The 23,588-nt window shown below is 46.4% G+C and carries 25 protein-coding genes; 15 read left to right on the top strand and 10 right to left on the bottom strand.

Annotated elements, in window-relative coordinates:
* Window positions 1-61 precede the first annotated feature (61 nt).
* The 6 genes from ACH3Y6_RS01910 to ACH3Y6_RS01885 all read right to left on the bottom strand — a co-directional run bounded on the left by ACH3Y6_RS01910 (window position 62) and on the right by ACH3Y6_RS01885 (window position 4,894).
* Window positions 62-679, bottom strand: a complete 618-nt coding sequence (locus ACH3Y6_RS01910; protein ID WP_490833877.1) for a superoxide dismutase — start codon at window positions 677-679, stop codon at window positions 62-64.
* A gap of 134 nt (window positions 680-813) precedes the next feature.
* A complete protein-coding gene (locus ACH3Y6_RS01905) occupies window positions 814-1,263 on the bottom strand; it encodes a nucleoside deaminase (RefSeq protein WP_490833876.1) in 450 nt (149 codons plus the stop codon).
* 78 nt (window positions 1,264-1,341) lie between these two features.
* Window positions 1,342-2,070, bottom strand: a complete 729-nt coding sequence (locus tag ACH3Y6_RS01900; protein ID WP_490833875.1) for a 3-keto-disaccharide hydrolase — start codon at window positions 2,068-2,070, stop codon at window positions 1,342-1,344.
* 5 nt (window positions 2,071-2,075) lie between these two features.
* Complete coding sequence (locus tag ACH3Y6_RS01895; protein WP_490833874.1) at window positions 2,076-2,483, bottom strand: c-type cytochrome; 408 nt, start codon at window positions 2,481-2,483, stop codon at window positions 2,076-2,078.
* An 85-nt stretch (window positions 2,484-2,568) separates the two neighbouring features.
* Entirely contained in the window at window positions 2,569-3,624 is a 1,056-nt protein-coding gene (locus tag ACH3Y6_RS01890; RefSeq protein ID WP_490833873.1) for a sugar phosphate isomerase/epimerase family protein, read from the bottom strand.
* 103 nt (window positions 3,625-3,727) lie between these two features.
* Window positions 3,728-4,894, bottom strand: coding sequence for a Gfo/Idh/MocA family protein (locus ACH3Y6_RS01885; protein ID WP_490833872.1), 1,167 nt, complete (start codon window positions 4,892-4,894; stop codon window positions 3,728-3,730).
* 175 nt (window positions 4,895-5,069) lie between these two features.
* Between ACH3Y6_RS01885 and ACH3Y6_RS01880 the strand changes: the two genes are divergently transcribed.
* From ACH3Y6_RS01880 to ACH3Y6_RS01860, 5 genes are all read left to right on the top strand, one after another.
* Window positions 5,070-6,311: an MFS transporter gene (locus tag ACH3Y6_RS01880; RefSeq protein ID WP_490833871.1), complete on the top strand. Its 1,242-nt coding sequence runs from the start codon at window positions 5,070-5,072 to the stop codon at window positions 6,309-6,311.
* Between the two features lie 39 nt (window positions 6,312-6,350).
* Window positions 6,351-7,235 carry a hydroxypyruvate isomerase family protein gene (locus ACH3Y6_RS01875; RefSeq protein WP_490833870.1) on the top strand — a complete coding sequence of 295 codons (885 nt, stop codon included), beginning with the start codon at window positions 6,351-6,353 and terminating at the stop codon, window positions 7,233-7,235.
* An 88-nt stretch (window positions 7,236-7,323) separates the two neighbouring features.
* Window positions 7,324-9,003 carry a GMC oxidoreductase gene (locus ACH3Y6_RS01870; protein ID WP_490833869.1) on the top strand — a complete coding sequence of 560 codons (1,680 nt, stop codon included), beginning with the start codon at window positions 7,324-7,326 and terminating at the stop codon, window positions 9,001-9,003.
* 81 nt (window positions 9,004-9,084) lie between these two features.
* Window positions 9,085-9,648, top strand: a complete 564-nt coding sequence (locus tag ACH3Y6_RS01865) for a gluconate 2-dehydrogenase subunit 3 family protein (protein ID WP_490833868.1) — start codon at window positions 9,085-9,087, stop codon at window positions 9,646-9,648.
* A gap of 92 nt (window positions 9,649-9,740) precedes the next feature.
* Window positions 9,741-10,613, top strand: coding sequence for a sugar phosphate isomerase/epimerase family protein (locus ACH3Y6_RS01860; protein WP_490833867.1), 873 nt, complete (start codon window positions 9,741-9,743; stop codon window positions 10,611-10,613).
* A 235-nt stretch (window positions 10,614-10,848) separates the two neighbouring features.
* Here the strand turns inward: ACH3Y6_RS01860 and ACH3Y6_RS01855 are convergent, their stop codons facing one another.
* Together ACH3Y6_RS01855 and ACH3Y6_RS01850 are read right to left on the bottom strand one after the other, a co-directional pair.
* The gene (locus ACH3Y6_RS01855; protein WP_490833866.1) at window positions 10,849-12,339 is read right to left on the bottom strand and encodes a Gfo/Idh/MocA family protein; all 1,491 of its coding nucleotides are present in this window, start codon (window positions 12,337-12,339) and stop codon (window positions 10,849-10,851) included.
* A gap of 293 nt (window positions 12,340-12,632) precedes the next feature.
* Window positions 12,633-13,007: a hypothetical protein gene (locus ACH3Y6_RS01850; protein WP_490833865.1), complete on the bottom strand. Its 375-nt coding sequence runs from the start codon at window positions 13,005-13,007 to the stop codon at window positions 12,633-12,635.
* A gap of 430 nt (window positions 13,008-13,437) precedes the next feature.
* On the opposite strand from ACH3Y6_RS01850, the gene ACH3Y6_RS01845 reads away from it, so the two are divergent.
* Both ACH3Y6_RS01845 and ACH3Y6_RS01840 read left to right on the top strand, forming a co-directional pair.
* Window positions 13,438-14,865, top strand: a complete 1,428-nt coding sequence (locus ACH3Y6_RS01845) for an aldehyde dehydrogenase (protein WP_490834584.1) — start codon at window positions 13,438-13,440, stop codon at window positions 14,863-14,865.
* 57 nt (window positions 14,866-14,922) lie between these two features.
* Complete coding sequence (locus ACH3Y6_RS01840) at window positions 14,923-15,576, top strand: glutathione peroxidase (RefSeq protein WP_490833864.1); 654 nt, start codon at window positions 14,923-14,925, stop codon at window positions 15,574-15,576.
* 85 nt (window positions 15,577-15,661) lie between these two features.
* On the opposite strand, the gene dusB is transcribed toward ACH3Y6_RS01840, so the two are convergent.
* Window positions 15,662-16,699: a tRNA dihydrouridine synthase DusB gene (gene dusB, locus ACH3Y6_RS01835; RefSeq protein ID WP_490833863.1), complete on the bottom strand. Its 1,038-nt coding sequence runs from the start codon at window positions 16,697-16,699 to the stop codon at window positions 15,662-15,664.
* Between the two features lie 102 nt (window positions 16,700-16,801).
* On the opposite strand from dusB, the gene ACH3Y6_RS01830 reads away from it, so the two are divergent.
* The 5 genes from ACH3Y6_RS01830 (at window position 16,802) to ACH3Y6_RS01810 (ending at window position 19,929) form a co-directional block, all read left to right on the top strand.
* Window positions 16,802-17,740 carry a CPBP family intramembrane glutamic endopeptidase gene (locus tag ACH3Y6_RS01830; RefSeq protein ID WP_490833862.1) on the top strand — a complete coding sequence of 313 codons (939 nt, stop codon included), beginning with the start codon at window positions 16,802-16,804 and terminating at the stop codon, window positions 17,738-17,740.
* Window positions 17,740-17,946, top strand: a complete 207-nt coding sequence (locus ACH3Y6_RS01825) for a putative signal transducing protein (protein WP_490833861.1) — start codon at window positions 17,740-17,742, stop codon at window positions 17,944-17,946. The genes ACH3Y6_RS01830 and ACH3Y6_RS01825 overlap by 1 nt, the downstream gene beginning before the upstream one ends.
* Window positions 17,947-18,045: 99 nt before the next feature.
* On the top strand, window positions 18,046-18,909 hold the full coding sequence (locus ACH3Y6_RS01820) for a phosphatidate cytidylyltransferase (protein ID WP_490833860.1): 864 nt from the start codon (window positions 18,046-18,048) through the stop codon (window positions 18,907-18,909).
* Window positions 18,910-18,975: 66 nt separating this feature from the next.
* Entirely contained in the window at window positions 18,976-19,632 is a 657-nt protein-coding gene (locus ACH3Y6_RS01815) for a phosphatidylserine decarboxylase family protein (RefSeq protein WP_490833859.1), read from the top strand.
* Between the two features lie 84 nt (window positions 19,633-19,716).
* Window positions 19,717-19,929, top strand: a complete 213-nt coding sequence (locus tag ACH3Y6_RS01810; RefSeq protein WP_490833858.1) for a hypothetical protein — start codon at window positions 19,717-19,719, stop codon at window positions 19,927-19,929.
* Between the two features lie 98 nt (window positions 19,930-20,027).
* Here ACH3Y6_RS01810 and ACH3Y6_RS01805 read toward each other — a convergent pair whose 3' ends face one another.
* Entirely contained in the window at window positions 20,028-20,723 is a 696-nt protein-coding gene (locus ACH3Y6_RS01805) for a YjjG family noncanonical pyrimidine nucleotidase (RefSeq protein ID WP_490833857.1), read from the bottom strand.
* Between the two features lie 91 nt (window positions 20,724-20,814).
* On the opposite strand from ACH3Y6_RS01805, the gene ACH3Y6_RS01800 reads away from it, so the two are divergent.
* From ACH3Y6_RS01800 to ACH3Y6_RS01790, 3 genes are all read left to right on the top strand, one after another.
* The gene (locus tag ACH3Y6_RS01800) at window positions 20,815-21,516 is read left to right on the top strand and encodes an SDR family oxidoreductase (protein WP_490833856.1); all 702 of its coding nucleotides are present in this window, start codon (window positions 20,815-20,817) and stop codon (window positions 21,514-21,516) included.
* 143 nt (window positions 21,517-21,659) lie between these two features.
* The gene (locus ACH3Y6_RS01795; RefSeq protein WP_490833855.1) at window positions 21,660-22,517 is read left to right on the top strand and encodes a UDP-2,3-diacylglucosamine diphosphatase; all 858 of its coding nucleotides are present in this window, start codon (window positions 21,660-21,662) and stop codon (window positions 22,515-22,517) included.
* A complete protein-coding gene (locus ACH3Y6_RS01790; RefSeq protein WP_490833854.1) occupies window positions 22,514-23,566 on the top strand; it encodes a glycosyltransferase family protein in 1,053 nt (350 codons plus the stop codon). The genes ACH3Y6_RS01795 and ACH3Y6_RS01790 overlap by 4 nt, the downstream gene beginning before the upstream one ends.
* Window positions 23,567-23,588 lie beyond the last annotated feature (22 nt).

Here is a 23,588-nt window from a genome sequence, read left to right as displayed (position 1 = left end):
AATAAAAAAGTCCCGCTGCTTCACGGCGGGACTGTAAAATAATATTATTTACTGACAGCGATTATTTTGCTGCGTTAAAACGTTCCGCAACCTTGTTCCAGTTTACCACGTTCCAGAATGCGCCCAGGTAGTCAGCACGGCGATTCTGGTATTTCAGGTAGTAGGCGTGTTCCCAGACGTCCACACCCAGGATCGGAGTGCCTTTCACTTCGGCAACATCCATCAGAGGATTGTCCTGGTTGGGAGTGGAAGATACTTCCAGTTTACCGTCTTTGACCAGTAACCAGGCCCATCCGCTGCCGAAACGGGTCATACCGGCATTGGCGAATTTTTCCTTGAAAGCATCAAACGAACCGAATGCGGCAGTGATGGCATCGGCCAAAGCGCCGGTTGGAGCCCCACCTGTCCCGCTTTGGGCAGGAGATGCCAGGCTTTCCCAGAAAAAGGTATGGTTCCAGTGGCCGCCACCGTTGTTACGTACCGCAGGACTGATAGAGCCGGCCGCAGCAACCAGTTCTGCCAGTGATTTGCCTTCGTTGGGTGTTCCGGCAATGGCTTTATTCAGGTTATCTACATAAGCCTGGTGGTGTTTACCATGGTGAATCTGCATGGTAGTGGTATCGATATGTGGCTCCAGTGCATCATGTGCATAAGGTAAAGGGGCGAGTGTAAATGACATAGTTTATAAGTTTTTGAATGAAAAGAAGGTTATTGGATGAATAACAAATTTACTGATGTTCGGTTGATAAAGGAAGCCGGTAATCAATTCTTTCTTAATTCGAAAAACATCCTTATCAACAGGGATCGTAATGATTACTGCCGTTTGGCTTTAAAGAAAGATCGCATCAGTTGTGCGCATTCGTCTTCCAGCACACCTTTCACCAGTTCTGTTTTGGGGTGGAAGGGCCAGTTTTCTTTGGTAATGTGTTTAAAGCCGTTTTTCTCATCGGAAGCCCCATAAACAATGCGTCCGATCTTACTCCAGTACAGGGCTCCGCAGCACATGAGGCAGGGCTCTACGGTTACATAGAGGGTGGCATCGGGCAAATATTTAGCCCCAAGGTAATGGTAGGCAGAGGTGAGGGCCAGGATCTCGGCATGCGCGGTGGAATCGGTCAGCAGTTCCACCTGGTTATGCCCGCGGGCAATGATCTTGTTGTTAATGACCACCACCGCACCTACCGGAACCTCATCGGCCTCATAGGCCAGTACGGCTTCTTTCAGCGCCTGCTGCATGAAATAGGTATCATCAAACTCAATCATGCAGCGAAAGTAGGCTTTTGCAGGGAGCAAATAAAAAAGCCACCTCATTTTGAGATGGCTTTACTAAAATGGGCTTTTTTATAAATTCCGGATCATGATATTCCGGTACCAGACTTCATTACCATGGTCCTGCAGAGCAAAACGGCCTTTGAAAACTGTTCCGAAATCGGGCCACTGTTTGAATTTACTTGCGGCGATCATTTGTTTCCAGCTGTCATCTCCATAAGTGGTAGACAAAACCGTTTCTCCATTCAGGATAAAATCCATTTTGCCTTTGTTACAGATGATCTCTGCTGTATTCCATTCGCCAACAGGTTTTACCACGCCTTCTTTTCCGGCGATCAGATCGTACAGGTTGCCCGCACGGTGTTTATTGATCTTACCATCCGGGTGGCCATCATTGTCCAGCACCTGCATTTCGGGACCGGTATGATAGGTCTGTTTGTATTTGGCAGTGTCTTCCTGTACCCAGAAGATCAGGCCGCTGTTACCGTTTTTGGCGATCTTCCAATCGTATTTGAAGTGGAAGTTCTCGAATTCCTTATCGGTTACCAGGTCGTTCGATCCTCTTTGTCCGGGAACCCTTTTGGAGGGGTTGTAAAAAATAGCTCCGTCTTCAACGGTCCAGGCGGGACTTGTGGTTGTTTTACCATAGTTATGCCAGCCGTTCAGTGTCTTTCCATCGAATAAAGCTATCCAGCCTTTTTCTTTTTTCTGCGTTGCAGAAGGAAGTTCTGTTGTTTTGGCAACAGGGCCACCCAACAGTAAGGACAATGCCAATACGGTGATCGCTGTGAATGATTGCATGTGGATTATTTATTTCTCAGTAAGAGGATATATTTTACCATTTGTTTGGCATCGTCTTCACTCAAAGTTGGGTGAGGTGTCATTGGGATGGTACCCCATACGCCCTGACCGCCTTTGATGATCTTGGATGCTAACATATTGATGTTTTCATCAGTGCTCTCGTATTTCGCAGCCACGTCTTTATAAGCAGGACCGGTTAATTTCTCACTTACTTTGTGACAGGTAAGACAATCTGATTTGGCAACCAGTGACAATCCTTTTTCATAGTCAGGATTGCTGGCCAGGTCATTGGCAGGTGCTGCTGCAGGAGCGGCTGCTGCGTCGGCTGGTTTTTCTTCTTTTTTCTCAGAACTGTTACTGCCACAGGCAACTGCAAATGTTAACAGGGTGATGGCTACAAGATACTTTTTCACGTCAAATGTTTTTAGTGTTACAAAAATTGAGACAGATCTTTCAGCGATCTATCTCAATACATCGCTGAAAGACGCTATGAAGGTATTAATCAATTCCCAAAATGCGGCGATTAAAGTTTTCATCTGAACCTGTTCCGGCAAAATCATCAAAGGCTTTTTCGGTTACTTTAATAATATGGTCTTTGATGAAGGGCGCACCTTCTGCTGCACCGGTAGCGGCGTCCTTAATGGCACATTCCCATTCCATTACAGCCCATCCTGTATAGTTATATGCGGCGAGTTTGCTGAAGATGGATTTGAAATCAACCTGCCCATCACCCAGTGAACGGAAACGACCGGCACGGTCAACCCAGTTCTGGAATCCGCCATATACTCCTTGTTTACCTGATGCGTTGAACTCGGCATCTTTTACATGGAACATCCGGATGCGCTCATGGTAATGATCGATATAAGAAAGATAGTCAAGGCATTGCAAAACAAAATGTGAAGGATCGTAGAGCAGGCAGGCCCGGCTATGGTTGTTCACTTTTTCTAGGAACATCTCGTAGGTGATGCCATCATGCAGGTCTTCGCCGGGATGTATTTCATAGCATAAGTCAACCCCCGCTTCATCAAAAGCATTCAGGATGGGCAACCAGCGTTTGGCCAGTTCGGTGAAACCGGTTTCCACCAATCCTGCCGGACGCTGCGGCCAGGGATATACGGTATGCCATAACAGGGCGCCACTGAAAGTGGCATGTGCATTCAGCCCTAAATTCTGTGAAGCTTTAGCGGCATATTTTAGTTGTTGAACTGCCCATTCCGTTCTGGCTTTGGGTTTGTTACGCAGGTTCTCGGGCGCAAAGCCGTCGAACAGGGCATCATAAGCAGGGTTAACCGCTACGAGTTGTCCCTGCAGGTGCGTTGACAGTTCTGTGATCTGCAGGCCGGCAGCCTGTACAATTCCTTTGATCTCATCGGCATAGGTCTTGCTTTCGGCAGCTTTCTGAAGATCGATGCAGCGGCTGTCCCAGGTAGGGATCTGTACACCGGTAAAACCCAGCGAAGCAGCCCATTTACAGATCGTATCGAGTGAATTATACGGAGCGGCATCTCCCATGAACTGGGCAAGAAAGATACCGGGTCCTTTGATGGTAGTCATGTTATCAATGATTGAATGAGTGATTGAGTGAATGAGTGAATGGTGTGAGTAGTGAGTGGGCTATAATGATTTTCCTTACTCCCTGCTCACTACTCACCACTCACTACAGTTCATATTTTGTCCACTTGACATCGCTCTTGGCAGATGCTACAACGTTGTCGATGAACGCCATACCGCGGATACCGTCATCGCAGGAGGGGAAGTCGAGCATTTCGGGTGTAGGGGTATTGCCATCTATTTTAGCGCTTAGGGTTAAAGCGAAGTTGCGGTAGATATTACCGAATGCTTCCAGGTAACCTTCGGGGTGACCGCCCGGAGTGCGGCAGTTATGAGTGGCAAAACCTGACAGGCGGTCGCCGTAATTGCCGCCGGCGCGAAGGATCTGCGTCGGCTGGTCGAGCCATTTTACCAGCAAGGTATTGGGTTCATGCTGGAACCATTCAATACCGCCTTTTTCGCCATAGATACGGATCTTCAATGCGTTCTCTTCGCCGGCGGCTACCTGCGATGCCATCAGTACGCCGGCTGCACCGTTATCGTACTTTAATAATACGGCACCGTCATCATCCAGTGCACGGCCTTCCACCATCACGTTCAGGTCGGCACAGAGGTGGGTGATCTTGGCACCGGTGATGTATTCAGACAGGTGTGCGGCGTGGGTACCGATATCGCCCATACATCCGCTTTTACCCGATTTTTTGGGATCGGTCCTCCAGGCAGCCTGTGCATTGCCTTCGCGTTCGCTCAGTTTGCTGAGCCAGCCCTGTGGATACTCCACCCAAACCTTACGGATCTTGCCTAGTACGCCTTCCTGTACCATGGCTTTGGCCTGTTTTACCATGGGGTAACCAGAGTAGGTGTGCGTGAGACAGAGGGTCAATCCTGTTTCTTCTACTTTCTTTTTCAGCAGCTTGGCTTCGTCAAGCGTGAATGTCATCGGTTTTTCGATGACCACGTGGAAACCATGGTCCAGCGCCATCATGGCTGGTGCAAAGTGTGCGAAGTTGGGCGTAACAATCGTTACAAAATCCATCCGCTTGTCGGCGGGCAACTGGCTTTCTTTGGTAATCATCTCTTCGAACGTCAGGTAGGTCCTGTCGGCAGGAAGGAATAACATTTCACCCGATGCCTTCGCAATTTCGGGGTTGATGCTGAGTGCACCACAAACGACTTCGATGAGGCCATCCATATTGGCGGCCAAACGATGGATGGCACCGATAAAGGCATCTTTGCCTCCGCCTACCATTCCCATTCTGAGTTTACGATTCATGTTTTGATACTTTTTTATGAAATGCTGATATTATTTTAATATGTCAGGTTAAAAACAGCTGTTAACTGTAAAGCTTATAAAAAAAATTGATGTTCGACCGATTTTATCAATCCAGTTTTAAAAATAAAAAATTACATTTAACCACAGATTGTTTTTCCATATTAATTCTAACGACATGCAGACTACCCCTCAACGTAGCCAATTATTCGTGGCCAGTTGCCTGGCTTTATTAGTGACCTCTCTCTCTTTTGGAATCCGTGCCGGTATATTAGGTCGCCTGGGCGTTCAGTTCGAACTGAATGCAGGACAGTTGGGAACCATTGCTGCCACTGCATTCTGGGGTTTTCCGCTGGCAGTGATCATTGGTGGTTTTGTGGTGGATGTGATCGGTATGAAGCGTTTGCTTATTGTGGCATTTGTTTTTCACCTGGCGGGCATTCTGTTAACCATATTTGCAGGCGGTTACTGGAGCCTGTTCATTTCAACACTCTGTATCGGTATTGCCAATGGTACGGTAGAAGCTGCCTGTAATCCGTTGGTGGCCACCATTTATGCAGACAATAAAACCACCAAGCTGAACCACTTCCACTTGTGGTTCCCGGGTGGTATTGTGATTGGTACATTACTTGTATACTTTCTTGACAAAGCAGGTATTGGCTGGCAGGTTCAGGTGGGTCTGATGGCCATCCCTACCCTGATCTATGGTTTTCTGTTCAGCAAACTGGAATTCCCGGTTACAGAAAGGGTGGCCAGTGGTGTATCTGCAGGTGAAATGTATAAGGCCCTGCTGAGTCCGCTGTTCATTGTCATGATCATCCTGATGTTTGGAACAGCGATCACCGAACTGTTTACAGGTCAGTGGATCGATGTATTATTAAAGAATGTATCTGATAATGCTATCCTGCTGCTGACCATTGAAACGGGTATCATGGTGATTGGCCGGGGTTTTGCAGGTCCGGTGGTGCACAGGTTCTCACCAACGGGCGTATTACTGATCTCTGCTATTCTTTCTGCGGCGGGTCTGTACCTGCTTGGTCATAGTTCAGGTAATATGCTTTTTGTGGGTGCCATCATATTTGGTATGGGGGTTTGTTATTTCTGGCCTACCATGCTGGGTTTTGTTTCGGAGAACCTGCCCAAAACGGGCGCTGTGGGTATGAACCTGATGGGAGGTGCCGGTATGTTTGCCGTTTCAGTGTACACGGTTTTTATGGGCGAATATTATGACGAGCTGGTCAATGCCAAACTGCCTGCCGGCGACACTTCAGAAGCTGCGATGAATGAAGCCAAAAAGCTGGCCGGTCCGGAAGTGCTGAACGCCACACTGATTATACCAGTGGTTCTTTCGGTAGCTTTTGCCATACTGCTTTTGTATATGCGTGGAAGAAAGCAGGCATCAAAATTATCAGCAGCCTAAAAGAAGATAGCTGAGTATATTTAAGTCCCCGATTATTATATGCCTCCATATTCAAACAGAAGAAAAGCGATCAAAAACATACTCGCAGGTTCTGCGGCGCTGGCTGCAGGTACTGCCGCCGTACCCGCTTTTGCTGCCGGCGAAAAAAAAACAGCTATGCTTAAAGGGAATATCCAGCACTCGGTATGCCGCTGGTGTTTTGGTAACATAAGTCTTGATGAACTCTGTGTGGCGGCTAACCAGATCGGTTTAAAAGGGATTGACCTGGTGGGACCCAAAGACTGGGCTACGCTCAAAAAATACAACCTGGTATCAACCATGTGTAACGGGGCCGAGATCGGGTTGACCAAGGGCTGGAATGACAAGCAGTATCATGCCACTTTGATCAAAAGTTACACCGAACATATCGATCTGGTTGCTGATGCCGGTTTCACCAATCTCTTCTGTGCCAGTGGCAACCGTAATGGTATGGATGATGAGACGGGCCTGAAGAACTGTGTGGAAGGGCTGAAGCAGATTGTAGGCCAGGCTGAGAAAAAGGGTGTGGTGCTGACGATGGAATTGCTGAACAGCAAAATCGATCACAAGGATTATATGTGCGACCATACAGCATGGGGTGTAGAACTCTGTAAACGTATCGGCTCACCCAACTTCAGATTATTATACGATATCTACCATATGCAGATTGATGAAGGAGATGTGATACGGACTATCCGCGATTACCATACTTATATCGGTCATTACCATACGGCCGGTGTACCGGGCAGACATGAGATCGATGAAACGCAGGAGCTGAATTATCCGGCTATCATGAAAGCGATCCTTGCTACCGGGTTCACGGGGTATGTGGCGCAGGAATTCATTCCCACGGCCGCCGATGCACTGGGATCGTTGAAGAATGCAGTGATGATATGTGATGTGTAATAAAGAGGAATGAGCTGGATAATTCGCCACATTTCATTCTCATTTTTATAGAGAACAAGTAACCATAAACCAATAAACAAACAGAATCATGTCCGATCAAACATTTGATGCCATTGTTGTCGGCTCCGGAATCAGCGGTGGCTGGGCAGCCAAAGAGTTAACTGAAAAAGGACTCAAAGTGTTGCTGCTGGAGCGTGGGCGTAACATTGAGCACATCAAAGACTATGTAAATGCCAACAAGGAAGCCTGGGATTTTCCGCACCGTGGAAGAAGAACCCAACAGATGATCAAGGATTATCCTGTGCTGAAAAGGGACTATCCGCTGAATGAGACCAACCTGGATTACTGGGTGAATGAAAAAGAAAGTCCGTACACAGAAGTAAAACGTTACGACTGGTTCCGTGGCTATCATGTAGGAGGACGCTCCCTGATGTGGGGCAGACAAAGTTACCGTTGGAGCGATTTCGATTTTGAAGCCAATGCGAAAGATGGTATCGCTGTTGACTGGCCGGTACGTTATAAAGACATTGCACCCTGGTATGATTATGTAGAAAAATTTGCAGGTATCAGTGGTAACCGCGATGGACTGGCACAATTACCTGACGGACAGTTTCTGCCACCAATGGATATGAACTGTGTTGAAAAAGATGTAGCTGCCAGGATGAAGGAATATTACAAAGGTGCGCGTTCCATGATTATCGGACGTACTGCCAACCTAACGGTTGCTCACGAAGGAAGGACCAATTGCCAGTTCCGTAATAAGTGCTGGCTGGGTTGCCCGTTCGGCGCTTATTTCAGTACACAGTCGTCTACTTTGCCCGCAGCCATGAAGACAGGAAAACTTACCCTGCGTCCATGGTCTATCGTAACCAAAGTGTTATATGATAAGGATAAAAAAAGAGCAACGGGTGTGGAGGTGCTGGATGCAGAAACCAACAAGACCTACACGTTCAATTCAAAGATCGTTTTCCTGAATGCATCTACGTTTAATACTGCCTGGATTCTGATGAACTCTGCTACTGATATATGGCCCGGAGGTTTGGGCAGCAGCAGCGGAGAGCTGGGTCACAATATTATGGACCATCACCTGGGTGTGGGTGCCAGTGGAAGAGTGGAGGGTTATGAAGACAAATATTATTTCGGACGTCGTGCCAACGGTATCTATATACCACGTTACCAGAACCTGTTTGGCGATAAGCGTGAATACCTGCGTGGCTTCGGTTATCAGGGGGGCGCCAGCCGCCAGAGCTGGGGTCGCGATGTGGCTGAACTGAGCATTGGAGGTGAATTCAAAGATGCGTTGACAGAGCCCGGTGGCTGGACCATGGGTATGGGTGGTTTTGGAGAGATCCTGCCAGATCATTCCAATAAGGTGACACTGGATAAAAATGTGAAGGATAAATGGGGACTGAATGTATTGTCGTTCGATGCAGAGTTGAAAGAAAATGAGCTCAAAATGCGTAAAGACATGCAAAAAGATGCCATCGAAATGCTGGAAGCAGCCGGTGTGAAAGATGTAAAAGGCTGGGATGCCAATGGTTACCAGGGTCGCGGTATTCACGAAATGGGTGCTGCCCGTATGGGAGCCGATCCAAAAACATCGGTAGTGAATAAATACAACCAGGTATGGGATGCACCGAACGTATTTGTTACCGATGGTGCTTTCATGACATCGGCTGCCTGCGTAAACCCGTCGCTGACCTATATGGCATTTACAGCAAGAGCAGTGGATTATGCAGTAAACGAATTGAAAAAACAAAATTTATAAAGTGAATGGTGAGTGGTGAGTAGGCAGTAAAATCTCACTCATCACTCACTACTGACTACTCACCCTTAAAAAATCAATCTCATGAATAGAAGAGAAGCCTTATCCAGTGTAGCATTGCTCCTGGGTGGTACTATTTTGGGCGCCGAAGCATTTCTCTCCGGCTGCAAAACCAAAACAGATGCAGGCGTAAGTTTCTCCGCGTCTGATATTTCTTTCCTGGATGAAGTGGCAGAAACCATTTTACCCGCTACCAGCACACCCGGCGCTAAAGCCGCTAAAGTGGGCGAGTTTATGACGGTAATGGTAAGAGACTGCTACGAAGAAAAAGACCAGAAGATCTTTATGGAAGGAATTTCAAAACTGGACGAGGCCAGCAAAAAGAAAAATGGCAAGTCGTTCATGGAAAGTACTGCCGAGCAGCGCCATAACCTGCTGGTAGAGCTTGACAAGGAGCAGAAAGAATACCAGAAGACTAAAAAAGAAGATCAACCTACCCACTATTTCCGCATGATGAAAGAATTAACCCTCACCGGTTTCTTTACTTCTGAAGTAGGTGCTACACAGGCGTTGCGTTATGTGGCGGTTCCGGGTAAATATGAAGGTTGCATTCCTTATAAAAAAGGAGATAAAGCATGGGCAACCTAGTAATTAGGAAGTAATAATTAGCAATTAGTAATTATTGAGCATGTCCTACTCAGGGTATGGATAGTTTTTTATCATCATATAAAGATTATTGTATGTCTACTAACAGGCGCGACTTTTTACGGAACAGTACTTTTGCCGCTTTGGGTTTATCACTGCCCTTTGCTGGTAAATCGTCTTTGCTGAATATGGCACCGTATAAAAATATTCCCGCATTTGGTATCCAGTTATGGACGGTGAAGGAAGACATGGCTTTGAATGCCAAAGAAACCTTACGGAAGATCTCCAGTTATGGATACCGCATGATTGAAAGTTTTGAAGGATCCAAGGGTATGTTCTGGGGTATGAAAAATACCGAGTTCAAAAAATACATGGATGAGCTGAACCTGAACATTGTTTCAGCACATTGCAATATTGAGAATGATTTTGAACGGAAAGCGGCAGAAGCTGCTGCTATCGGAATGAAATACCTGATCTGTCCGTACATTGGCCCACAGAAAAGCATTGATGATTTCAAACGCTATTCTGATAAGTTCAATAAAGCCGGCGACATCTGTAAAAAGAACGGTATCCGTTTTGCGTATCATAACCACGATTACTCGTTCAAACCGGTTAACGGACAGGTACCTCAGGAGGTAATGATGGCATCTACCAATAAAGACACAGTAGATTTTGAAATGGATATCTATTGGGTAGTAGCGGCAGGTGAAGATCCCAAAGCCTGGTTCAGCAAACATCCGGGCCGTTTCAGGTTGTGTCATGTGAAAGACATGGCGAAAACCAATTCAAAAGAAGGACATGAGTCTGTACAGATTGGGAAAGGAACAATCAATTTTGCCTCTATCCTGAAGACAGGTGCAGAAAAAGGACTGAAATACCATATTGTAGAACAGGAAGCTTTTACCGGCAGTACTCCGTTATTGAGTGCTGAAGCGGATGCTAAGTATATGAAGTCTTTTAGCTATTAAACGGAAGCTACTTACTCACTGAGGTAAGGCAAAAGATAGAAATGAAAACTGCGGTTATTGGTAAACCGCAGTTTTTTTATGCAAGGTGTTGTTCCCCGCAGAACCGCAACGGACGCGGAGTCATCGCAGAGAAAACGCAGCGCGATCTCTGTCTCTCTGCGGTGAAAAGATATCTCAACAAAAAGCGGCTCATATCATATGAGCCGCTTTTTGTTTATGGTAACTAGCTTCATTTTTACACACCCAGGCTCCAACCTTCTCTATAGGTTCTCTTCACATACTGGTTGGCTTCGTCAAAGTTGGTGATGCGCATGTTGGGGCCATCCCACATGAGCTTGATGTTGCGTCCGGGATAAACAGTGGTTTCTCTGCCTCTGCCATCTTTACCCGGTCTGCCGATATTGTAACTGCGGATGGCCAGGTTGCCCATCAACACACTTTCGGTCAGAGGTCCGGCAATATCGAAGTTGGAGCTGAGGTTTTTGGCCTGTTCAGAACCATATCCGGCAATGGCTGCTTCTACCCATGCGGCATAGTGTCCTGCATCACCTTTCGGAACGCGTTTAACTGTTTGCGGAACCGAAGTTTCTTTGGTTCGTGTGGTAGGTAACAGGTTAGGATACATACCATAAGTGCCACACATCATTTTTCCTTTGGTGCCGATAAAGATGGCGCCATTACCGCCGTCTCCCATCATTTCATTAGGACCCAGTTCATCAGGCCGTTCAGGTTGTATACCGCCATCCATCCAATGGAGTTTAATGGCTTTGCCATTAGCACCCCTGAAGGATAACGTGATAGAGGAAGAAACCGGACCGGAATCGGGGTAATTACCACGTGTCCAGTTTTCGATATAAGGAGTGGCTACACTGCACTCAGCAGACTCCGGATATCCCAGGCCGAGTACGGCAAAAGCGGGTGCCATGATATGACAGGCCATATCGCCCAATGCGCCGGTACCGTAATCCCACCAGCCGCGCCAGTTAAAAGGAACCAGCTTTTCTACATAATCGCGGTAAGGAGCGGTACCCAGCCATAAGTTCCAGTCGAGTTCGGCAGGAATCGGTGGTTTATTGCTGCTCCAGGGAATGCCCTGGGGCCAAACGGGCCGGTCGGTATAACAGTAGATAGTGTGTACATCGCCGATCAGGCCGGCGTTGTACCAATCCTGCAGTTGCCGCACACCATCGCCGGAAGCACCCTGGTTACCCATTTGCGTAACCACTTTATGATCGTGGGCTGCTTTGGTTAACATGCGTGCTTCATAAATATCGTGGGTAAGGGGTTTTTGAATATACACGTGTTTACCCAGTTGCATGGCGGCCATACCAATAACGGCGTGCATATGATCCGGGGTGGAAACTGATACGGCATCAATACTCTTATGCTCTTTCTCCAGCATTTCGCGGTAGTCTGTATAGAGTTTGGCTTTGGGGTAACGTTCACGGCTTTTACGTGTTTGACGTGCATCCACATCGCAGAGAAAACCGATCTCGGCTTTGCCACTTTGGTAAAAATTCCAGAGATCGCTTTCGCCTTTACCACCGGCACCTACGCCGGCAACCACCAGCTTATCACTGGGTGCGGTAAAACCGCGGCCCAATACATGGCGCGGAACAATGTAGAATCCGGCCGCAGCCAATGCCGCATTCCGGATAAAGGAACGGCGTGAATCCTGGTTTTGGGTGTTTTGAGTCTTGTTACCTGAACTGGGTTTGTTTTTCATACTGAACAATCGTTGGGTGTTTTGATAAAAATAGGAGACATGAATTTATCGAAATATCAGATGGCTTGGACATAAAAACCGAGAAATAATATGAGAACTGCCACAACCCAATCAGATTCTATAATATGGAACAGTCTTTGGGGTCTGTTGGGAAGTGTTTTGCAGAATGACCCTCCTCTGCACAATAAAAGGGGGGCATAGGTAGTTATAAAAGCATAGTTGAAATCCAATATGCAACTGCCTGTTCTCAAAAGAACAGGCAGTGTTGTGTATATCGATGACAGATGATTGATTTACAGGGACGGCGGACGGCGGTTCTCACTGTAAATATCGATGCCGGTAAATCTTCCATCCACTTTTTTCAGTACGTTGGTATCTACATAACCGTATTTTCTCTGAATGCTGAGCGAGTCGGCACTGGTATAATTCAGAATGATCCATCTTTCGGTGTCCAGTGAAACCGGTTTTGTCACAACCAGGGTTCTGTTTGCTGTTTCCGCCGTAACCGAATAGGCACCTTTGGCAAAGCTGCCTACTTCAAGTTCCTGTAAACCAGGTTGTATGGTATGGAGTATGACTTTATGCGGATTGTTTTTGTTGTTTTTTGTAATGGATAAGCGGATGGGAGCCTCTTTATCAGAATTGTTATAGAAGATCAGGTGAGCCACTGCGCGGGAACTAACACAAGATTGTAGTAACCAAAGACTTAAACAAGCAATCAGCAAAAATGAACATTTCTGTGTCATGTGAATATTGGATTTATGTTTCAACGAATCGGCGCAAAAATAGAAGCCATAATCATATAGCCAAAAAACTATTATGTGTCCATCACTGATATTGACACCGATAGTAAGCTATTCGTTGCCTGATTTGTTGTCCTGCCGAAAAACTATTTTTCTCTGTAAAGGTTGACTATAAAAGAACTACAGCGAAACATTGGATTATACTAGTCACTGCGCATGTGAACAGGCGAACTGTCTTTTGCTAAAAAAGGGTATTCGGATTATTTTATAAACGGTTGGGATGTGAGAAGAGCGGTTACAAAGATGATTTCGTGTATGAGCATAATGTAATGTCAGGAACGCCGATGCTTATTGTATTAATGATAAATTCCGCTATTTATCTATCTTACAGGTAACAATTCTGTCTGCCATGACGATTCTTTCACAGCTGGCCGCTATGCGGTCGTATTTTGAAACAGGAGTTACCAAACCGTATGCATTCCGCAAACAGCAATTGCTGTTGCTGAAGCAGGCCGTGATTGCACATGAGGAAGAGATCTATGCAGCTTTGTATGCCGATCTTAAAAAGAGCAAGGAAGAGTGCTGGGTAACCGAGAACGGTTTTTTCCTGGCCGAACTGAACGATACGATCAATCACCTGCGACAGTGGATGTCGCAGGAATCGGTACGTACGAACCTGCTTAATCTTCCGTCGAACAGTTATATACTTCGTGAACCACTTGGGATTGCATTGATCATTGGTCCCTGGAACTATCCTTTCCAGTTATTGTTTACGCCATTGATCGGGGCAATTGCGGCAGGTAATTGTGCTGTGCTGAAACCCAGTGAATTTGCACCGTCCACTTCGGCGGTGATGCAGAAAATCATCGAAACCACTTTCCCAAAAGAATATGTTCTTTATGTGCCAGGAGACGGCGCAGCTGTGATCCCTGGCATGATGAATCATTTCACTTTTGACCATGTTTTTTATACCGGAAGTACAGCGGTCGGAAAACTTATTTATAAAATGGCCGCCGAACGCCTGGTTCCTGTAACGCTTGAACTGGGCGGTAAAAGTCCCTGCCTGGTAGAGAGCGATGCCAATATCAACATCGCTGCCAAACGTATTGTGATGACCAAGTTCTCCAACGCAGGCCAGATGTGTGTAGCACCGGATTATGTATTGGTGCATGTTTCACAGAAAGAGGCACTGGTAAAAGCCATGAAGGAGAAGATCACTGAGTTCTTTGGGGAGCATGCGGAAGAATGTGAGCATTATGGCAGGCTGGTGAATACCAAACAGTTCGACAGGGTAGCTGCTTACCTGGCACAGGGCAACCTGCTGCACGGAGGCAGGCAGAACCGGTCCGACCTGTTTATTGAACCCACTTTACTGGATCAGGTAAACCTGGAAACGGCTGTGATGAAAGAGGAGATTTTTGGTCCCGTATTACCCATACTCGCGTTCCATACAACGGAAGAAGCCAAAGCGATCATTGCACAAAATCCTAATCCGCTGGCGTTTTATGTATTCACATCTTCTTCTGCCAAAGAAACTTTCTGGCTGAATGCCATACCTGCCGGAGGTACCTGCGTGAACAATGCCAGCTGGCATCTCACCAATCCCTATCTGCCTTTTGGGGGAAGGGGTTTTAGTGGTACCGGGGCTTATCATGGCCGTTATTCCTTCGATACATTCAGCCATAAAAAAGCAGTGATGAAAACCCCTACCTGGTTTGATCCTTCAATCAAATACCCGCCGCTGAAAGGGAAGCTGAAGTTGTTTAAGTGGATTATTCGGTAACCCTTTCCGACACCTTTGTCACTTCTGAGAACTGCCGGTGTCAGGTAAATACTTTTTATGCGAAAACTATTCTTCTTTCTTGCTGTTATCCTTATCGTATCATTCCTCATCAAACGTAAAGACATGACCTGGCGGCAATCGGTTCTCAAAGCGGTATACCCGCTCATTATGCTCAAGGGGAAATTAATGCCCGGCAGTAAAGACATACAGGAGAACAGAAACCAGTCATTGCCACCTGTTTCTTTTTATTCTCTGATGGCTGTCAGTAACCAGGGCGATACGGTTGATTTTGGCCGTTTCAAAGGGAAAAAAGTGCTTATTGTGAATACTGCCAGCGACTGCGGCTTCACCGCACAGTATGAGGAACTGGAAAAATTGTACCGGCAATATCAAGACAAACTGGTGATCCTCGCTTTTCCGGCCAATGATTTCAAGGAACAGGAAAAAAAGGATGACGCAGCCATTGCAGCTTTCTGTAAGCTGAATTATGGAGTAACCTTTCCTATCATGCAGAAAAGCCAGGTGGTGAAAGGCCCGGGGCAGCATGCAGTATTTCAATGGTTAAGTAATCCCGCGGCGAATGGCTGGTGCAGTCGGCAACCGATGTGGAACTTCAGTAAATATATCATTGATGAGCGCGGCGTTTTAACCCATTTCTATTCGCAGCACATTTCGCCCCTGAGTAAACAGGTAATCACAGCTATCCAATGATCTCCCATATAGAAACAGAAACGCTATCAGTCCCCCTCCATAAAACATTCACTCATTCACTCATTCTATCATTCTATCATTAATCCTACACCGGGCATTTCTCATGATAATTGATGAGTTCTATCGGTGCCCTTTCAAAAACATATCCTTTATAATGTTGCAGGATATCATCCAGAACGGATTCCACTTCCTCACCGGTTTTGTAAGTGACCAGTTTGTAACGGTATTCTTTGATATTGGGTAAACCCTTCAGGTAATTGGTATAATGCCTGCGCATTTCGTTGATACCGGCAATGGGGCCTTTCCATTCGATGGATTTGCGGAGGTGTTTGCGGGCAACTTCCACACGTTCCTCCAGTGTAGGTGATGGCAGTATCTCACCGGTGGCGATATAGTGTTTCACTTCGCGGAAGATCCAGGGATATCCGATGGCGGCGCGGCCGATCATGATACCATCTACTCCATAGCGGTTCTTGTATTCGAGGGCTTTCTGCGGACTGTCAATATCTCCATTGCCAAAGATGGGGATCTGGATGCGCGGGTTGTTCTTTACCTTGGCGATCAGGCTCCAGTCGGCCTGGCCCTTGTATAGTTGGGAACGTGTACGGCCATGGATCGCGAGTGCTTTGATACCCACATCCTGCAAACGTTCGGCCACTTCTTCAATGTTTTTGCTGTTATCGTCCCAGCCCAGCCTTGTTTTAACGGTAACAGGCAGGCTGGTGCTTTTTACCACCGCTTCGGTCAAACGTACCATCAGGTCCACATCTTTCAATACACCGGCCCCGGCTCCTTTGGAGACCACTTTTTTTACCGGACAGCCAAAATTGATATCAAGCAGGTCGGGATTAACGGTCTCTACGATTTTGGCACTGATGGATAGGGCTTCTTCATCACCTCCAAAGATCTGGATACCTACCGGGCGTTCATATTCGAAAATGTCCAGTTTCTGGCGGCTTTTGATCGCATCCCGGATCAAACCTTCGCTGCTGATGAATTCGGTGTACATCAGGTCGGCGCCGTTATCTTTGCAAACGGCGCGGAAGGGCGGATCACTCACGTCTTCCATGGGAGCGAGTAAAAGCGGGAAATCGGGTAGTACTATCTGATCTATTTTCACCATATTGTGCGGGCAAGGTTGGGAAAGGGGTTGTAGGCCACTAATCCTTTCGATGCTTGCTTTTTGTTACGGAATTTGCAAATTTACAACCTTATTCTTTAGCCGATGAATCAAAAGCCGGTGATCAACTATCCATCACAATTTGCCTTCCTGATGGGCCTTATGGGCGTGTTTGTGGTGCTGGGCTCTTTTTTGCTGCCCTTGGTAGGCAGCCTGGTGCTGAAAGTACCTTTCATGCAGGTAATCAGCCAGTTAAACCGGCCGGAAAATGCCAATCTTTCGAGGTTACTGAATACTATGGCTTCTTTCTTTGCCTTTTTACTACCGGCACTCGTTCTGGCAAGGATCTTAAGTAAACAACCCTTTGCACAGTTGGGCTTTCATGGTTATGTCAGTTCCAGACAACTGGCGTTGGTATTGGCGATCACTGTCTGCAGTATCATGCTGAGTGGTGCACTGGGCCAGCTGAACGAGTGGATCCCGTTACCAGCTAAATGGTATGCCAAAGCCAAAGCCATGGAAGATGCCTATAAAGCTACGATGATGGCCATGGCGAATATGAAATCGATGACCGATTACCTCCTGGCCCTGCTGGTATTGGCGGCGGCCCCGGCTTTGTTTGAAGAAGTCCTGTTCCGGGGAGGTTTTCAGCAGGTGTTTGTGGGTTGGACCAATCATAAGTGGGCAGGTATCCTGATCACCAGCATCCTGTTCAGCGCCATTCATTTTTCGTATTTCGGCTTTTTGCCCAGGATGGCATTGGGTGTGGTGTTGGGATTACTCTTTTATTACAGTAAAAATATCTGGTTGTCCATATTACTGCATTTTATGAATAATGCACTGGTGGTAACGCAGCTGTATGTTACTTCACGACAGGGAAAACCAATCGAAAAGACCATGGACGAAAATGTGCCGATATGGTGGGGTGCTATTGCGGTTATTTTGCTGGTAATGCTGTTCCGCTCTTTCCGGAAGGAAAGCGAACGTTTACTGGTAGTCAAAGAGAAAGCGGTACATTCATCCCCCGAAAATATTCTTTCCTGATGCAGACCTGGCAAAAAATCTATGCTACCCGAAATCCTGCAGAAGCCAGTATTATACAAGGCATGCTGGAAGAGAACCATATTGCTGTGCAAATCATGAATAAACAGGACAGCAGCTACCTGAATTTTGGTGATATTGAACTGTATGTGCCTGCAGTTCTTGCAGAGACCGCCAAACAGCTGGTGGCCAAGAACCTGCTGAACTGATTGACCAGCCATAGGCTGAAAACCAGTTATCGCGGGTGGTTGTATTTGGATATCTCCCACATACATTCGTACTTCGTGGTTCATCAATCATGCTTAGCAATGGCTTTTAACCTGCAAACATTCAAAACACGCGCAGTAACGGCAGTGGTATTTGTGGTGATTATGCTGGCCGGCTTATTGTGGAACCAGTGGAGTTTCCTGGTTCTGTTCTCTGTGATTCATTTTGGCTGTTGGGTAGAGTACCAGAAACTGCTGGGACTGATTGATCCGGAATACAAAGATATCAGTCCCCTGCACCGCTATGGTGTGATGCTGATTGGTTTTGGAATGATGTTATGGATGACAGATGCGGGCTTTTATATAGGAACCTTACGGCTTGCACTGATTGGCTGGAGCCTGTTCTGGGTGGGACTGATCGGCTTTATCCTGAGTGAATTCCTGCTGGCAAAAAAACTGAATCCTAAAATCTGGGCCCATTCGGTTTTGGGTCTGTTATATATATCGCTCAGCTGGGGGCTGATGATGCAACTTTTTGGTAATCTCAATGGCAGTATTCTTGTAGGCCATACCTGGATCTTACCCGTGATCCTGATCGCTTCTATCTGGATCAATGACACCATGGCCTATCTCGTAGGGTCTTTCATTGGTAAAACGCCCTTGTCTCCCGTATCGCCCAAAAAGACCTGGGAAGGAACCATTGGCGGGGCCATACTGGCTGTATTGATTGTTACACTTGCCGGGGTATATCTTTTTGATTTTTCATGGAAAGCGATGCTGCTGGTATCGGTCACCGCTTCCATCACAGGAACGTTGGGCGATCTGTTCGAAAGCAAACTGAAACGACTGGCAGGTGTAAAAGACAGCGGCCAGATCATGCCAGGACATGGTGGTTTTTTAGACAGGTTCGATTCTCTGCTGGTGGCTACTACGGCCGTTTGGGTGGTCCTGTATTGCTTTTACTAAACTCTGTTACGCTCCGTTGCTGCAATCTCAACAATCCGTTTTACATTTGCAGTTCAATCATTTCAGATGACCATTCACAGAGAAGGATATAAAACCATTGCTATCACTGCATTGCTGTTTGGGTTGTTTAACCTGGCATCTTTTACATTTTTAAGTGCATCGCTGCCCTGGCTGGCTATGCTGTTGTTTGTGGTGACCCTTTTCCTGTTTCTGTTCATCATTTCTTTTTTCAGGATACCTAACCGCGTACTTACCATCAATGATAACCAGGTGGTCTGCCCGGCAGACGGTAAAGTAGTGGTGATTGAGGAGATCACTGATGAAGAATATTTCAAAGACCGCCGTATACAGGTAAGCATCTTTATGAGTCCCGCCAATGTACATGTGAACCGTAATCCCATGAGCGGCGAAGTGGTGTACAACCAGTACCACAAGGGTAAATACCTGGTGGCATGGCACCCAAAATCTTCCACCGAAAACGAACGATGGAGTGTGGTAACGCGTAATGAACATGGTGAGATCCTGTACAAGCAGATAGCAGGCGCTTTAGCCAAACGCATCTGTAATTATACCGCTGTAGGCCAGCAGGTAAAGCAGGGAGATGAATATGGGTTTATCAAATTCGGAAGCCGGGTAGATGTGTTATTGCCCCTGAACGCCAAAGTTAACGTGGAACTGAACCAGGTAGTAAAAGGCGGGGTGACCGTATTGGCCAGCTGGTAGCCGATTTTAACAAATTGGAACAGGCAATCCCATACAAATTGCCTATTTTCAATGCAGCATTTATTTACACTTAAATAGCCAAGTATGAAAAAATTATTCGTATTAGCCACTACTGCTTTCCTGGTTACCGGTATCGCTTTTGCACACGAAGGTGATGGCAAAAAATGCGCAATGGGAAAAGAGTGCTGCAAAGACAAAAAAGAATGCAGCAAAGACATGAAAGACTGCAAGGACATGAAAAAAGACAGCAAGAAAGATGCTAAGGAAGCAAAACCTGTTGCTAAAACAAAAGCATAGTTTTCTTTTCTGATCGAAATAAAAAAACCGCTATCAGCGGTTTTTTTATTTGGGTACCTATCTGTATCCAGGATTGTAAAGCGAATATGCTATCATGATCAGAGAATATTCTCCAGCTCTTTCAGATGGTGTATCACATAAGTGGGCTGGCTGTAGGGCTCTACATTCAGGTGGTTCACAAAAACGGTGTCCATACCGGCATTTTTACCACCTACAATATCAGCATCCTGGTTATCGCCTATCATAATACTTTCTTCCGCCACGGCGCCGGTTTTTGAAAAAGCATAGTCAAATATTTCCCGGTTGGGTTTCAGGCTGTTGCTGGCTTCAGAGGTAATTACCTGGTCAAAGAAACCATCCAGTCCTGATAGTTTGATCTTACCGTACTGCACTTTTTCAAACCCGTTGGTTACCAAGTGCATTTGATAGTTCTTCTGCTGCAGGTATTGCAGTATTTCGATTGTATAGGGAAACAGTGAATTCTTTGTTGGCAGCAACTCCAGGAATGCTGCCGCCATCTGGCGTGAAAGGGGCTCATCGGCCAGTTTAAAATCCAGCAGTGCCAGCCACATCCTTTTCCAGCGCAGTTCTTCCTGTTTGATATGTCCTTTGGTGTATCGGTCCCATAGCCGGTGATTATGGTAACTGTACCGGTCATAGAATCCATCGAAATCCGGGATGCCTTTTTCGTGCAAGGACAGGCTATTGAACAGATCGGCCATGGCCAGTTTGGCATTGGTTTCGAAATCCCACAAGGTATGGTCCAGATCAAAAAAGAGGTGACGGTATTGCATGCCGCAAGATAAAGCAAACTCCGGGCTGGTGAATGCGAAGTGTACACTGTTAACAAAAATGTTCGTACTTCGTGTTTCTAACCTATTATGTATGCAGGTGATCATTACAGGCGCTTCCAAGGGTATCGGTAAAGCCATTGCAGAACAGTTTGCTGCCGCAGGTCATACCCTGCTTATTTGCAGCAGGGGCGAAAAGGGTTTGTATGATACGGTGGCCGATCTGCAGAACAGGTACCCGCAAAGCACCATCAAAGCCAGACCCGTAGACATGGGTATAGCGGAAGAAGTGAAAGCTTTCGCCACCTGGTGCCTGGGTTTCGGTATTCCGGATGTGGTGGTGAATAATGCGGGACAGTTCATGCCCGGCAGTGTATATAATGAACCCGATGGTACACTGGAACAGATGATCGAAGTAAACCTGTATAGCGCATATCATCTGACCCGTGCCCTTCTGCCAGCCATGATGGAGGCAAGAAAGGGACATGTTTTCAATATCTGCTCCATTGCATCCCTCCATGCATACCCCAATGGCGGCAGCTATAGTATCAGCAAGTTTGCGTTACTGGGATTCAGTAAAAATCTGCGCGAAGAAATGAAACCATATGGTATCAAAGTTACCGAAGTTAGTCCCGGCGCTACTATGAGCGCCAGCTGGGATGGATTTGAGATCGACCCACAGCGCATTATGGAAGCTGCGGATATAGCTAAAATGGTGTATGCTGCTTCGTTGTTATCTCCGATGGCTGTGGTAGAAGATATTGTTCTGCGCCCGCAACTGGGAGATCTGGATTAATGATAGTGAGTGAATGAGTGAATGAGTGGATGAGTGAATGGATAACTGGGAGGTAACAATTCGTTCATATACATATCATATTAGCGTAACATAGCTGTAACATTCTATTCATCTGCCTGATGGAGTTTTGCTAAACCTCCTGTATGGAAAGACGTTCGGTAGATGTAGTTGTTATGAGTGATCTTCACCTTGGCACCTACGGCTGTCACGCCAAAGAGCTTGTTAATTACCTCAAAAGTATACAGCCGCAGATCCTCGTCCTGAATGGCGATGTGATCGATATCTGGCAGTTCAATAAACGATATTTTCCTGTTTCGCACATGCAGGTCTTCAAAGAGATCATGAACCTGCTGAGCAAGGGTACACGCGTGATCTATATCACCGGTAACCATGATGAAGTGTTACGCCGCTTCAGCGATATTGAAATGGGTAATTTCCAGCTTACAGATAAGGTTGTGATGGAGATCGACGGCAAAATGACCTGGATCTTTCATGGCGATGTGTTTGATGCCACCACCAAAGGCAGCGCTAAACTGCTGGCCAAACTGGGCGGACACGGATACGATCTGCTCATTCACCTGAACAGTTTTATCAACTGGTGGCTGAAGCTGATGGGCAGGGAGAAAATGAGCTTCAGTAAAAAAGTAAAGAATAGTGTAAAAAAAGCCGTAGCCTGGATCGGCGACTTTGAACAGACTGCAGCTGAACTGGCTATCGAAAAAAAATATGATTATGTGATCTGCGGGCATATTCATCAGCCACAAAAAAGAGAAGTCACTACTAAAGAAGGTTCAGTAATGTATCTCAACAGTGGCGACTGGATAGAGAACCTCACCGCACTTGAATACAAGGATAATGACTGGAGCATTTATCAATATGATGAAAAACAGTTTGCCTCGTTAACCGCACCGATCGTTACCATGGAGCGAAAATTACCTCAACTGAATGTGGTTACAGATGAGATCGCTTTATTCCTTCATTCTTTAGCAAAGACATCATGAAAATTTTATATTCAGTACAAGCCACGGGCAATGGCCATATCAGCCGGGCTATGGAGCTGATGCCTTATCTGCAGCAATATGGCTCTGTAGATGTTTTTTTGAGCGGAAGTAATAGCCACCTGCAACCCAATCTGCCGGTAAAATACAGAAGTAATGGGGTGAGCCTGTTTTATGGAAACACCGGGGGACTTGATTACCTGCGCATGTGGAAGGAGTTTAACCTGAAACGCATCTGGAAAGAAGCCAGGGAATTGCCTGTTGAAAAATACGATCTGGTGCTGAATGATTTCGAAAGTATTACTTCGCTGGCCTGTAAGCTGAAAAAAATACCCAGCATTGGTTTTGGCCACCAGGCAAGTTTCCGTAGTAAACATACTCCCCGTAGCAGTAAGAAGGATATAGCCGGAGAACTTGTACTGAAACAATATGCCACGGCTACAGATTATGTGGGACTGCATTTTAAACAGTATGATGATTTTATTTATGCTCCCGTTATAAAAGAAGAGATCCTGCAGGCAGACAGAAAGGATGAAGGGCATATAACCGTATACCTGTCGCATTACAGCGATGATGTGGTGGTAAAAGCCTTGCAGCAGTTAAGTTTGATCCGGTTTGAAGTTTTTTCGAAAAAAGTAACGGAGACTACAGTTAAAGGAAACATCACCCTGTATCCGATCAGTAACGAAGGTTTTACCAGGAGCCTCATTCACTCGCACGGGGTGATCACTGGTGCGGGTTTTGAAACACCTGCTGAAGCCTTGTACCTGGGTAAAAAATTATTGGTGCTGCCTATCCGTGGCCAGTATGAACAGTTATGCAATGCTGCCGCCATGAAAGATTTTGGGGTAGTGGTGGTAGATAAGATCACCCACGATTTTGCGGCACAGGTAAAACAATGGCTGCTCACACAGCAAATAACTCCCCTGACCTTAACGTATTCTACCTATGAGATTGTTCGGTTGGCAGTAGCAAAAGGAAGGTCTTTGCATAAACACCAATTATCCGGGGAAGGCCTGCTGACCGAGGAAGATATGTTAGCCCTGTACTGATACCTCCTGCAGACTGGTTCGG

The sequence above is a fragment of the Sediminibacterium sp. FW305-C-269 genome, from assembly GCF_058231045.1.
The sequence above is the reverse complement of the archived record's forward strand: the minus strand, read 5'-3'. Positions and strand labels throughout refer to the sequence as shown.